This window comes from Streptomyces sp. NPDC054783, assembly GCF_053611725.1.
This window is the reverse complement of record NZ_JBSHAY010000011.1, coordinates 117,826-130,487: the sequence shown is the minus strand read 5'-3', so window position 1 is coordinate 130,487 and position 12,662 is coordinate 117,826. Positions and strand designations below refer to the sequence as shown.

General features: G+C 71.9%; 11 protein-coding genes. 5 read left to right on the top strand and 6 right to left on the bottom strand.

Features of this window, described 5'->3' with window-relative positions; translation table 11 throughout:
* Positions 1-126 precede the first annotated feature (126 nt).
* Together ACWGJ5_RS20990 and ACWGJ5_RS20985 are read left to right on the top strand one after the other, a co-directional pair.
* Entirely contained in the window at positions 127-450 is a 324-nt protein-coding gene (locus tag ACWGJ5_RS20990) for a hypothetical protein (protein ID WP_351617798.1), read from the top strand.
* 254 nt (positions 451-704) lie between these two features.
* Positions 705-1,343, top strand: a complete 639-nt coding sequence (locus ACWGJ5_RS20985) for an ATP-binding protein (protein ID WP_453311170.1) — start codon at positions 705-707, stop codon at positions 1,341-1,343.
* A 311-nt stretch (positions 1,344-1,654) separates the two neighbouring features.
* On the opposite strand, the gene ACWGJ5_RS20980 is transcribed toward ACWGJ5_RS20985, so the two are convergent.
* The 3 genes from ACWGJ5_RS20980 to ACWGJ5_RS20970 are packed head-to-tail and all read right to left on the bottom strand — an operon-like array spanning position 1,655 to position 5,252.
* Positions 1,655-4,216: an ABC transporter permease gene (locus ACWGJ5_RS20980; RefSeq protein ID WP_453311169.1), complete on the bottom strand. Its 2,562-nt coding sequence runs from the start codon at positions 4,214-4,216 to the stop codon at positions 1,655-1,657.
* Positions 4,213-4,962: an ABC transporter ATP-binding protein gene (locus ACWGJ5_RS20975; RefSeq protein ID WP_453311168.1), complete on the bottom strand. Its 750-nt coding sequence runs from the start codon at positions 4,960-4,962 to the stop codon at positions 4,213-4,215. The genes ACWGJ5_RS20980 and ACWGJ5_RS20975 overlap by 4 nt, the downstream gene beginning before the upstream one ends.
* Positions 4,959-5,252, bottom strand: a complete 294-nt coding sequence (locus ACWGJ5_RS20970; RefSeq protein WP_453311167.1) for an SHOCT domain-containing protein — start codon at positions 5,250-5,252, stop codon at positions 4,959-4,961. Before ACWGJ5_RS20970 ends, ACWGJ5_RS20975 begins: the two co-directional genes overlap by 4 nt.
* Before the next feature lie 229 nt (positions 5,253-5,481).
* On the opposite strand from ACWGJ5_RS20970, the gene ACWGJ5_RS20965 reads away from it, so the two are divergent.
* The 3 genes from ACWGJ5_RS20965 (at position 5,482) to ACWGJ5_RS20955 (ending at position 7,676) form a co-directional block, all read left to right on the top strand.
* On the top strand, positions 5,482-6,057 hold the full coding sequence (locus ACWGJ5_RS20965) for a TetR/AcrR family transcriptional regulator (protein ID WP_453311166.1): 576 nt from the start codon (positions 5,482-5,484) through the stop codon (positions 6,055-6,057).
* A 126-nt stretch (positions 6,058-6,183) separates the two neighbouring features.
* Positions 6,184-6,768, top strand: coding sequence for a DUF4865 family protein (locus ACWGJ5_RS20960; RefSeq protein WP_453311165.1), 585 nt, complete (start codon positions 6,184-6,186; stop codon positions 6,766-6,768).
* Positions 6,765-7,676: a phosphotriesterase family protein gene (locus ACWGJ5_RS20955; protein WP_453311164.1), complete on the top strand. Its 912-nt coding sequence runs from the start codon at positions 6,765-6,767 to the stop codon at positions 7,674-7,676. Before ACWGJ5_RS20960 ends, ACWGJ5_RS20955 begins: the two co-directional genes overlap by 4 nt.
* Before the next feature lie 90 nt (positions 7,677-7,766).
* Here the strand turns inward: ACWGJ5_RS20955 and xdhC are convergent, their stop codons facing one another.
* Genes xdhC through ACWGJ5_RS20940 form a run of 3 tightly spaced genes read right to left on the bottom strand, consistent with a single transcriptional unit; the run spans position 7,767 to position 12,470 of the window.
* Entirely contained in the window at positions 7,767-8,576 is an 810-nt protein-coding gene (gene xdhC / locus ACWGJ5_RS20950; RefSeq protein WP_453311163.1) for a xanthine dehydrogenase accessory protein XdhC, read from the bottom strand.
* A gap of 1 nt (position 8,577) precedes the next feature.
* Positions 8,578-11,010: a xanthine dehydrogenase molybdopterin binding subunit gene (xdhB, locus tag ACWGJ5_RS20945; RefSeq protein WP_453311162.1), complete on the bottom strand. Its 2,433-nt coding sequence runs from the start codon at positions 11,008-11,010 to the stop codon at positions 8,578-8,580.
* Entirely contained in the window at positions 11,007-12,470 is a 1,464-nt protein-coding gene (locus tag ACWGJ5_RS20940; protein ID WP_453311300.1) for a xanthine dehydrogenase small subunit, read from the bottom strand. Before ACWGJ5_RS20940 ends, xdhB begins: the two co-directional genes overlap by 4 nt.
* Between the last annotated feature and the right edge of the window lie 192 nt (positions 12,471-12,662).

The following is a 12,662-nucleotide window of genomic DNA, read 5'->3' as shown; positions in this document are numbered from 1 at the left end:
GACTGCACGCGACGGGACGATCGTCCCGAACGCAGGCGCACGCCGTCACCGGACGCGGGCGCACACCGGATCGGACGCGAGCGCACACCGGATCGCGGAAGCACACGGGCAAGGGGGCGGCGAAGGATGGCGGAGCCGGAGTTCACAGCCACGGGCGTGCGGATCGGCAAGCGGCTGCGCTCGCTCACCCGGGCCGGTCAGGTCAGGATCAACGACGGCAGGCTGGAGTTGCTCACCAGCTACGGCAGCGAGATCGACAGTGCCCCGGTGCAGGCGGTGCGCGCGTCCAGGCCGTGGTTCCGGCCGGACGACAAGGCGTTGGCCGATCTCAACGGCAAGCGGTACCTGCTGACGCTGGGCGAGCACGATCCCGCTCCGGGCGAGCCGGGTCCGCCCGCGGCACGGCGGTTCATCGAGGCGGTGCGCCGGGCCGCCGGACGCGGCCACTGAAGGCCGTACGGCCGCCGGCCGGGGAACGGGCCGGTCGTGTTACTCCGAGCAGCGGTCCGTCGCGGCGAGTTGCGGGACCGCATCCGCTGCGTCACGCTGGTCTCACGTCACTCTGGGTTTACCGGCGATAACGCTGCGAACCAGCCCGCCGGCCACGACAGCAGGCGGACGTTTGGACGCAAACACCCTGCTGGATCCGTTGTTCTCCGTGTTCTTCCGGTCCTCTCGGACCTCTACACCGGGGAGTCGCAGCCGTGATCAGTCACCCAAGCAGGCACTGCACGGTGGAGCTCCAAGCCCTGCCGTCGCGGATCGGCCAGGTCCGCAGAATCGTATCTGCGCAGTTGCGCTACTGGCACATGGACGCGTTGATAGACCGGGCCGCGCTCGGTGTGACGGAGCTGCTCAGCAACGTCCACCGGCATGCCAGGCCCGACAAGTCGTGCACGGTCGAGCTGGAGCTGGCGCCGGACCGGCTCACGGTCTCGGTGCGCGACAACGACCCACGGCTTCCGGTGCCGGCCGACGTCGCGGACCTGCCGGACGGTGGTCCGCTGGCCACCTGCGGGCGGGGGCTGGCGATGGTGGCGGCGGTCAGCGAGAGCTGGGGCGCGCGGCCGGACGGCGAGAACGGCAAGGTCGTCTGGTTCACGCTGCCCGCCCCGGCGGTGGTACGACCGCAACCGGCCCACGCCCCGCGCCGCGCCGCCGAGGTACGGCCGGCGCCCGAGCCCGTCCGCGTCGGCGTGGCGGCCAAGGCACCGACGGGGACGCCTGTCGGCGCCGGGGTCGCACTCGGTGCCGAAGCCCCCCTCGCGGCGGCTCCGGCGGCGAGCGCGGCTCGCACTCCCGCTGGAGCGCAGACTCCCGCCCGGTCGGCCCTTGCGGGCTGACCGGGCGGTGACCTGCCCGCGCCGAGGGCCGACCAGGGGCTCGCTTGCCGGCACTGTCCGGGTGCCTCCCCCACTCTCGGCTTCGCCCGAGCGGGGGGACCCCCGCCCCCCACCCGCGCCGCCTGGGGTCCCCCCAGGCCCTCAGGGCACTGGGGGAGGCACGACCGCCCACAGCTACGGCGCGAATGCGGGTGCGCCGGCTGCAACTCCCCAGGGGCGCGGGGAACTGCGCGACCAGCCCACCACACACCCGCATGCGTGCCGGGCCTGACACAGCACGGTGGACAGGTGCCCCGGCCCGAGCGACGCGGTCACTCCGTCGCGACGGCCCGCGGGACGTCCAGCCGGGCCGCCCGCCGCGCCGGGCGCAGGCCCGCCAGCGCGCCGGCGGTGAGGCCGACGAGGGCGACCACCGCGAGCCGCGCGGGCGGGAGCGCGAAGGCGAACGCGGTGTCGCTCGCACCGTCGGAGGCCTTCACCAGCACCCAGCCCAGGAAGGCACCGAGCCCGAGACCGCCGGCCGTGCCGAACGCGGCGACCAGGACCGACTCCCAGCGGACCATGGCCCGCAACTGGGCCCGGGTCTGGCCGACGGCCCGCAGCAGGCCGAGTTCCCGGGTGCGTTCGTGCAGCGCGAGGGTCAGCGTGTTGGCGATGCCGAGCAGGGCGATGACCACCGCGAGGGCGAGCAGCGCGTAGACGAGGGTCAGCATCATGTCGATGCCGCCCGCCGACGACTGCGCGTACTCGTCCCGGGTCTGCACGGACGGGTTGCCGTACTGCGCGGCGACCTTCCGTACGGCCGCCTTGCCCGCGTCGGTGCCCACCCCGTGCCTGAAGGTCACGGCGATCACGGTGTCCGCGTCCTGGGTGCGGTGCGCAGCCCAGGCGGCACGGGTGATGACGTAGTCGCCGGCGAGTTCCGACTGGCCGTACACGGCACGGACGGTGAAACCTTCCGTCCTGCCGTCGGTGAAGGTCAGCCTGGCCGTGTCACCGGTGTGCAGGTGCTGCCGGTCTGCCTCCTTCCGGGTGATGGCGATGCCGTCGGTGCCGAGGTCGCGCAGGGATCCGGTGACCGCGCCGAGGTCGAAGGTGCGGGCGAGCGCGTCCGGGTCGGTGACGGTCAGCGCCCTTCCCCTGCCGTCCACTTGGGCGACGCCGCGCCCGAGCCCCACGGCCGTGTCCACCTGGGGCAGCCGCTGGAGCGCGGGGGCGAGCCGGGGGCTGAGGCCGCTGCCGCCCGCGCCGAAGGACGGGCTGCTGACGGCGACGTCGCCGGCGAAGGACCGGGACACCGTCTGGTCCATCGTGGCCTTCAGCGAGGCGCCGAAGACGGTGAACAGCGACACAACGGCCACGCCGATCATCAGCGCGCTCGCGGTGGCCGCCGTCCGCTTCGGGCTGCGCAGGGCGTTGCGCCGGGCCAGGGAGCCGGTGACCCCGCGCAGCCGGTCCAGGGGGCCGCCGAGCAGTCGTACGGCCGTGGTGGCGGCGACCGGGCCGAGGACCACGAAGGCCGCCAGGGCGAGCAGCGCGCCGAGTCCCGCCAGCCACACGGACGGGGAGACGAGGACGCCGGTCAGCGTCGTGGCGAGCGCCAGCGCGCCGAGGACACTCCCGGCGAACGCGCGGACGCGGGAGCCACCGGAGGTGTCGACGGCCGTCTCGCGCAGGGCGGCGAGCGGCGCCGTCCGTCCGGCGCGCCGGGCCGGCAGGAGTGCGGAGCCCAGGCAGACCACGATCCCCACCGCGAGCGGCAGCGCCATCGACAGGGTCTTGATCACCAGGTCGCCGTCGGGGAACGGGAACCCGATCGCCGGGAACAGCGCCTGGAGGCCCGCGGCGACACCGATGCCGCCCGCGAGTCCGGTGAGGGACGCGGTGAGCGCGACGAGGCAGGCCTCGGCGAGGGCGGCGGCGGTCACCTGGCGGCGGGCCGCGCCGAGGGCGCGCAACAGGGCGTTCTCGCGGGTGCGTTGGGCGACCACGATGGCGAACGTGTTGTGGATGGAGAAGCTGGCGACGAGCAGGGCGACGCCGGAGAAGACCAGCAGAAAGGTGGTGAAGACGGTCAGGAACTGGCTGGAGATCATGTCGGTGTTCTCCTGCGCGGACTGCTGACCGGTGATGGCTTCGACCCCCTTGGGCAGCACCGGAGTCAGCCGATGGACCAGTTCCTGCCGGCTGACTCCGGGTTCGGCCCGCACCGCGATGGACGCCGCCTGACCGGGCCGCGCGGTGAGGTACTTCTCGGCGTCGGCCCGGGTCATGCCGGTGAACGTCACCTGGGCCATGCCGTCCTGGCCGCCGAAGGTGGCGAGCCCGACGATGGTGACCCTCACCGGATCCGGGGTGCGCAGGGTCGTGGTGGCACCGATCTTCAGACCGCCCTTCTTCGCGGCACCCCGGTTCACCACGACCTCGCCCGACTTGGCGGGAGCCCGGCCTTCGGCGAGCCGGTACGGGTTGAGGCGGGTGTCCGTGATCCAGTTCCCGGCGAGCGTGGGCGGTCCCTGCCCGCCGACCGGTTTGCCGTCGGAGCCGACGAGCTGGCCGGCGCCCTGGATGTTCGGGACCGCGGCGGCCACGCCGGGCACCTGCTCGACGGTCTTCACCAGCGAGGTGTCCACCGGTCGCCGTACGCCCTGGGCCTCGCCCGGTGTGGTGATGGCGTCGGCGCCGCGTACGACGGCGTCCGTGCCGCTGGTGGCCTCGCCGAACATGCTGTCGAAGCTGGCGCGCAGCGTGTCGCCCATGACGAGGGTGCCGGTCAGGAACGCGACGCCGAGGAACACGGCGAGGAAGGTGCCGGCGAACCGGCGCCGGTGTGTGCGCAGGGAGGTGAGGCCGAGCCGGATCGAGGCGTTCACGACCGCACCTCGAAGGCCTTCATACGGTCCAGCACCTTGTCGGGCGTGGGCGACTCCATGCGGTCGACCAGTCGGCCGTCGGCGAGGAAGAGCACCTCGTCGGCGTGCGCGGCGGCCACCGGGTCGTGGGTGACCATGACGACCGTACGGTCCATCTCCCGCACGGCGGAGCCGAGGAGGCCGAGCACCCCGGCCCCGGAGCGGGAGTCGAGGTTTCCGGTCGGCTCGTCGGCGAACACGACATCGGGCTTCCCGGCGAACGCCCGTGCCACGGCGACACGTTGCTGCTGGCCGCCGGAGAGTTCCGAGGGACGGTGGTGCAGCCGGTCCCGCAGGCCGACGACGTCGACGAGCGCGTCGATCCACTCCCGGTCGCCGCGCCGGCCCGCCAGGTCCAGGGGCAGGGTGATGTTCTCCGCGACGGTCAGCGTCGGCACCAGGTTGAACGCCTGGAAGACGAAGCCGACCCGGTCCCGGCGCAGCAGGGTCAGGCGCCGGTCGTCCAGCGCGCCGAGTTCGGTGTCCCCGATGTAGGCGGCGCCGGAGGTGAGCGTGTCGAGGCCGGCGGCGCAGTGCATGAGGGTGGACTTGCCGGAGCCCGAGGGACCCATGATCGCCGTGAAGCGTCCGGCGGGAAAGGAGACGTCGACGCCGTCCAGGGCGCGTACGGCGGTGTCGCCACCGCCGTACACCTTCACCGCGTCCACCACGCGGGCCGCGGCCCCCAGTGCGGTCGTCGCTGTCATGCCGCGCCTCCCTTGCCCGTACGGCCGAACTGCTCCTCCAGGACGGACAGGCGGCGCCAGTACTCGTCCTCGTCGATCTCGCCGGAAGCGAAGCGGCGGCCGAGGACCGCGAGCGGCGAGTCACCGGCGGGGCGTCCGCCGTCCATGGGCCGCCAGGGGCCGCCGCGTCCGCGCATGCCGGTGCGGCGCAGGAAGGTGACGGCGCCGATCACGACGGCCGCCCAGATCAGCGGGAAGAACAGGATCCAGGGGCCGGGTCCGCCGCCGCCCCAGTCGGCCAGGGTCTGCATCTCGGGTCATCTCCTCGTCGGTGTCGTCGTCCCCGGTCTTCGGGGATGCCACGAGACTCCCGCCGGCAGGGGGTCCGGGTCGTCGTGCGGCCGGCGGCAGTGCGGGTACCTCCGGGGGAGTACGGCGGGGGCGGCGGACTGCTCCATAGAGACTCCCGGGCAGGTCCTGGGGAGGCCCGGAGAGCCCTGGGGGCTGGCGACTGTAACTACTAGTATGTACAGTGATCGCATGAGCACCTCGGAACGACTGATCGAGTCCACCCGTGAGCTGCTGTGGGAGCGCGGGTACGTGGGCACGAGCCCGAAGGCGATCCTGGAGCGCGCGGGCGCCGGCCAGGGCAGCATGTACCACCACTTCAAGGGCAAGCCGGATCTCGCCCTGGCGGCGATCCGGCGGACCGCACAGGAGTTGCGCGCCACCGCCGAGCGGGTCCTGGACGGGCCGGGCACACCGTACGAGCGCATCGAGGCGTACCTGCTGCGCGAGCGTGACGTGCTGCGCGGCTGCCCGGTCGGCCGGCTGACCATGGACCCCGACGTGATCGCGAGCGAGGAACTGCGCGCGCCGGTCGACGAGACGATCGCCGCCATCCGCGAGCGGATCGCCGGGCTCGTCGAAGAGGGCAAGCGGCAGGGGCAGTTCGCGCCGGAGCTGGACGGCGAGGAGATCGGCGCGGCCGTCCTCGCCACCGTGCAGGGCGGCTATGTCCTCGCCCGCGCCTCCGGCTCCCCCGCCGCCTTCGACGCCGGGGTGCGGGGTCTGCTCTCCCTGCTCGCACCCCGAACTCCCGGACGCGAGAACTGAGTTCACGTGCTCATCACCGGACTGCGTCCCGCAACCCGGCAGGGTCCGGCGGAGAACCGGGACCGACGAGGCCTGGACCCTGAGACCTGAGACCTGAGACCTGAGACCCGCGAAAGGATCCGGGACATGCACGCCATGCAGTACGAGTTCACCCTGCCCACGGACTACGACATGGGCGTCATCCGCTCCCGCGTCGCCCGCGTCGGGCATCTGCTGGACGACTGGGACGGCCTCGGCATCAAGACGTACGTGCTGCGCGAGCGCGGGGTGCACGGCTCGCCGGTGAACCAGTACGGGCCGTTCTACCTCTGGAACACCGTGGAGGGCATGAACAGCTTCCTGTGGGGAGGAGCCTTCCAGGGACCGGTCGACGACTTCGGGCGGCCGGCGATCCGGCAGTGGACGGGCCTGGCGTTCGAGGAGGGCACCGCGACCGGGGCCGCGCCCGCCTTCGCCGTGCGGCGGCGTCAACCGGTCCCGGAGGGCGTGGAGTTGGCGGCGTTCATGGCTGATGCGGCGGCCGAGACCGAGCGGCTCGCCGCGGAGGACGGTGCGGTTCTCGCTGCGGCGGCCGTGGACACGCGCGCGTGGGAGCTGGTCCACTTCTCGCTCTGGGAGCACGACACGCCCAAGGCCGACGGGGACCTCTACCAGGTCCTGCACCTGTCCGCGCCCGGCCGGGACCGGCTCCCGCGCGGACGGCAGTGGTGAGCCACGTCCGTACGGTCCTCGGCGACATCCGGCCCGAGGAGTTGGGCGTGTGCGACGCGCACGATCATCTCTTCCTGCGCAGCCCGCAGTTGCCGGGCCAGGAGCTTGACGATCTGGCGGCGGCGCGGGCCGAGCTGGCCGCGTTCCGGGCGGCGGGCGGAGCGGCCGTCGTGCAGTGGACGCCGTACGGCATGGGGCGGCGGGCGGCGGACCTGCCGCAGCTGTCCCGGGCCACCGGTGTGCGGCTGGTCTGCGCCACCGGACTGCACCAGGCCGCGCACTACGACTCCGAGTTGCTCGACAGGCTGCGTGGCGACGGCCTGACCGGGCTGTTCGTGTCCGAGCTGACCGACGGCATCGGCACGACCGGGGTGCGTGCCGGTCTGATCAAGGTGGCGGGCGGCTTCCACGCGCTTGACGCGCACGCACACTGGACCATGCGGGCGGCGGCCGAGGCGCACCACGCCACCGGTGCGCCCATCGCCGTCCACCTGGAGCTGGGCACCGCCGCGCTGGACGTACTCGACCTGCTGTGCGGCGAGTTGGGCGTGCCCGGCGAGCGGGTGATCCTGGGCCATCCGAACCGCTTCCCCGACCCGGTGGTGCAGCGTCAGGCCGCCGGGGCGGGCTGCTGGCTGGCCTTCGACGGGCCCTCCCGCGCCCATCACGCCACCGACTGGCGGATGCCGGAGGCGGTACGGGCCCTGGCGGAGGCCGGCTTCGGTGACCGGCTGCTGCTCGGCGGCGACACGGTGGTCGCCGGGGCCCGCTCGGTCGACGGCGGGCCCGGGATGCCGTATCTGCTGCGCAGGGTGCGGGCACGGTTGGTGGCCGAGTTGGGCGCGGAGCCGGTGGACCGGATCCTCAACGAACATCCGGGGCGGGCGTTCGCGGCCGACTGGAAGTGAGCCCCGTTCTGCGCACAGTCGTGCCAAAAGGGTGCCCCGCATGTGTGCGTTCGCACGCGCGGGGCACCCCCTTTCGGTCCGGTTAGAGCGTCAGTTCGCCTCGGTTTCGAAGGTGCGCAGCAGATCGGCCGCGACGCTCACGGCAATGGTCGCGGGTTCCTTGCCGGTGATGTCGGCCAGCCCGATCGGGGTCTTGATCCGATCGATGGTGGCCTCGTCGTGGCCGCCCTCGGTGGTGAGGCGTTTGCGGAACCGTGCCCACTTGGCCGCCGACCCGATGAGCCCGATGGAGCCGAGATGGCTTGTGCGCAAGGCTGCGTCGCACAGCGCGGCGTCCTCGGCGTGATCGTGGGTCATGATCAGGATGTGGGTGCCGCGCGGCAACTCCTCCAGCACCTCCTCGGGCAGGAGCGGCGTGTGATGCACATGCACCTGCGCCACCGCGTCTGCCAGCACGTCGAGCCGCTCCTCGGTGAGGACGTCGGAGCGGGTGTCGATCAGATGGAGGTCGAGGTCCTGACGTGCCAGGATGCGCGCCAGTTCCAGCCCGACGTGCCCGACGCCGAAGATCGCCACGGCCCGTACCACCGGCAGCGGTTCGAGCAGCACCGAGACCGTGCCACCGCAGCACTGCACGCCATGCTGGTTGGTGACCTTGTCGTTCAGGGCGAAATCGATCAGCTCCGGCTCCGGTTTGGACACGGCGATCATCTCCCGGGCACGGTCGATCGCGACGGCCTCGACATTGCCGCCACCGATCGAGCCCCACGTCTGCGTCTGCCCCACAACGAGTTTCGCACCGGCGTCGCGCGGCGCGTGACCGCGCACGGTCGCGACGGTCACCAGCACGCCGGCCTCCCGGCGTGCTCGCAACCGCGCGACCGCGGCGACCCACGTCATGTCAGGCACCGCTCAACGCTTTTGCGTCGGTTCGGACCCTGCCGTTGGCGGCGTGCCCGTTGGCGGCAGACCCGTTGCGGACGTGACCATTGCGGCAGGCCTCGCCCTGGCGAGCCGACTGGATCGCCCAGTACACCGCCTCCGGCGTCGCGGGCGAGGCCAGGTCGACGCTGACATCGCTCGGCCCGAACGCGGCGACCGCCTGCCGCAGCGCCTCTCGTACCGAGAACGCCAGCATCAGCGGAGGCTCACCCACCGCCTTGGACCCGTAGACCGCGCCCTCCTCGGTGGCGTTCTCCAGAAGCGTGACGTTGAACTCCTCTGGCATCTCCGAGAAGCTCGGCAGCTTGTAGGTGCTCGCGGCCTGGGTCTGCAGCCGGCCGCGGTTGGGCCCGTCGCTGGTGTCCCAACGCAGGTCCTCGAGCGTCAGCCAGCCCGCGCCCTGCACGAAACCGCCCTCGACCTGACCGATGTCGATCATCGGGGACAGGCTGTCGCCGACATCGTGGACGATGTCGACCCGCCGGATGCGGTACGCGCCGGTGAAGCCGTCGACCTCCACCTCGGTCGCCGCGGCGCCGTGGGCGAAGTACTTGAACGGTGAACCCCGGAACGTCTTCGCGTCCCAGTGCAGCCCCTCGGTCCGGTAGAAGCCGGACGCCGACAACTGGACTCGCTGGAAGTACGCGGTGTGCACCAGATCGTCCCAGGCCAGCTCCTTGTCGCTCCCCAGGGCCCGCGCGACGCCATCGACGATGCGCACATCCGCGGCGTTCGCGCCCAGCTGGGAGGCGGCCACCTGCAGCAGCCGCCCGCGCAGCTGCTCGCAGGCGTTCTTCACCGCCCCGCCATTGAGATCCGCCCCGGAACTGGCGGCGGTGGCGGAGGTGTTGGGCACCTTGTCGGTGCGCGTCGGGGCCAGCCGGACCTTGTGCAGCGGGATGCCCAGCGTGGTCGCGGCCACCTGGAGCATCTTGGTGTGCAGGCCCTGGCCCATCTCTGTGCCGCCGTGGTTGATCAGGACCGAGCCGTCCTTGTAGATCAGCACCAGCGCGCCGCCCTGGTTGAAGGCGGTGAGATTGAACGAGATGCCGAACTTGATGCCGGTGATCGCAAGGGCCCGCTTGGTGTTCGGGTGCGCGGCGTTGAATGCCGCGATCTCGCGCCTGCGATCGGCGATGCCGGCGTCGTCCTGCACCTGCCGCCAGACGGTGGAGATCCGTTCGGGCTGTGTGACCGGCTGTCCGTACGGTGTCGTCTGCCCCTGGCCCGGCTGGTAGAAGTTGCGCTCCCGCAGCTCCATGGGATCCAGGCCGAGCTGCGGCGCGCAGCGGCCCAGGATGTCCTCGATCACCAGCATGCCCTGCGGTCCGCCGAAGCCGCGGAAGGCGGTGTTGGAGACCGTGTTGGTCTTGGCGATACGACCGGCGACGCGCGCGTTGGGAATCCAGTAGGTGTTGTCGATGTGGCACAGCGCTCGGGCCAGCACCGGCTCGGAGAGGTCCAGGCTCCAACCGCCGTCCGCGACCAAGGTGGCGTCCAGGGCCTGGATGCGGCCGTCCGCGTCGAAGCCGATCTTCCACGTGGCGTGGAACCCGTGCCGCTTGCCGGACATGGTCAGGTCCTGGGTCCGGTTGAGCCGGAACCGGACCGGCCGGCCCGTCAGCTTGGCGCCGAGCGCGGCGACGGCCGCGAACCCGTGCGGCTGCATCTCCTTGCCGCCGAAACCGCCCCCCATCCGCAGGCACTGCACGGTCACCTCGTGGGCGGGCACGCCGAGCACGTGGGAGACGATCTCCTGGGTCTCCGACGGGTGCTGGGTGCTGCTCTGGATGAACACCTGCCCGTTCTCGTCGACCTGGGCCAGCGCCGCGTGCGTCTCGAGGTAGAAGTGCTCCTGACCGGAGAACTGGAACTCGCCGGTGAACACGTGCGCGGAGTCGGCGAAGCCGGCGTCGATGTCACCGGCCAGCATCAGGGGCTGGGCGCCGTGATAGCTGCCCGCCGCGATCGCGTCCCGCAGCGTGATCAGGGAGGGCAGTTCCTCGAGTTCCACCTCGACGGCCGCGGCACCGAGCCGGGCCGCCTCCAGGGTCTCGCCGAGCACCCAGGCGACCGCGTGGCCGTGGAACATGACCTCGTCGGGGAACAGCGGTTCGTCATGCTTCATGCCGGCGTCGTTGACGCCGGGCACGTCGGCACCGGTCAGCACACGGACCACACCGGGCACGGAGAGCGCGGGCCCGGTGCGCAGCGCGGTGATCCTGCCGCGGGCCTTCATGACCTGGACCGGGTAGGCGTGCAACACGTCCTTGGTGCGATGAATCAGGTCGTCGGTGTAGAGCGCGGTGCCGGTGACGTGCAGGCTGGCGCTCTCGTGCGGCATCGAAACGCCGACGACGGGCTTTTCGGGACGCTCGGACAGATGGCTCATGACGACACCGCCTCGGTGGTTTGCGCGTACAGCTTCAGCAGGCTCTGGCCGAGCATCGCGGAGCGGTATTCGGCGCTGGCACGGTGATCGTTCATCGGCGTGCCCTGCGCCTGCAGCGCCTGAGCCGCGCCCTGGACGGTCTCCTCCGACCACGGCTCGCCCTCCAGGGCCGCCTCGGTGGCCAGGGCGCGGATCGGGGTGGCGGCCACGCCGCCCAGGCCGATGCGCGCCTTGCGGACGATCCCGCCCTCGATGTCGAGCGCGAAGGCGACCGCCACGCTGGAGATGTCGTCGAAGCGCCGCTTGGCGATCTTGTGGAAGGCCACGACCGGCGACAGCGGCAGCGGGATGCGCACCGAGCGGATCAGTTCGCCGGGACGGCGCACGCTCTGCCGGTAGCCGGTGAAGTAGTCCGCCAGCGGGACCTCGCGCTCACCGTCGGCGTCGGCGAGCACCACCGACGCCTCCAGCGCGAGCAGCACCGGCGGGCTGTCACCGATGGGGGAGCCGGTACCCAGGTTGCCGCCGAGGGTGGCGCCGTTGCGGATGAGCCGGGATGCGAACTGCGGGAACAGCTCTGCCAGCAGCGGGACGTCGCCGTCGAGGCGCCGTTCGATCTCGGTGAGCGTCAGCGCCGCCCCGATCCCGATGCAGTCGGATTCGACGCGCAGCTCCCGCAGTTCGGGCAGCCGGTCGATGGCGATCACACAATCCGCCCGGCGGGAGCGGATGTTCACCTCCACGCCCCAGTCGGTGGAGCCGGCGACCACCACCGCGTCGGGCCGCTGGCGCAGCAACCGCAGCGTTTCGGCCAGGGTGCTCTTGCGCAGGAAGGCGCTGTCGTCCTGGGCGTACTCGGTGGCAACCGGTGCGGGCGGGGACTGCTCGCGACGCCGCGCCAGCGGGTCCTCGTCGGTGGGCGTAGCGACGGCGAACGCGGCATCGCGAATCGGGCGGTAGCCGGTGCAGCGGCAGAGGTTTCCGCTCAGCGCGTGCAGATCGAAACCGTTCGGACCGTGCTCGGCGTCGGTACTGTCGGCCGAGTCCGCGTGCGCGCAGCGGTCGGGTCGGTAGTACTCGGCCGCCATGCTGCAGACGAATCCCGGCGTGCAGTAACCGCATTGGGAGCCGCCGCGGACCGCCATCTCTTCCTGCACGGGGTGCAGGGTGGGCGGCATGCCGGGTTCGCCGGCGGTGGCGAGACCTTCGGAGGTGACGATCTCCTGACCGTCCAGCGCCGCGACCGGGACCAGGCAGGCGTTGACCGCCACCCAGTCGGTGGGCTTGTTCACCCCCGGACGGGCCACCAGCACCGAACAGGCGCCGCATTCACCCTCGGCGCAACCCTCCTTGGTGCCGGTGAGGCCACGCTCGCGCAGAAAGTCCAATACCGTGGTGTGGGGCGCAGCCGGTGAAATCGGTGTTTCTTTCCCGTTGACCGTGATCCGCGCCGCTACCATGACAGGCCTTCGTTTCCGTGCGCGATCGATCGATTCATCATGTTCGCCAATTTCAGGCAGCTTTCTGTGTTCAGACGCGCCACGTGAGATGAGCGGGCGCAAAACGGCACGCGACAGCGAGGTGCCGAGAGATGGTGACGGGGAATCAGGAATGTGCCGCGGGGGAGCACATCAGAACGGCGTGCTCAGCAG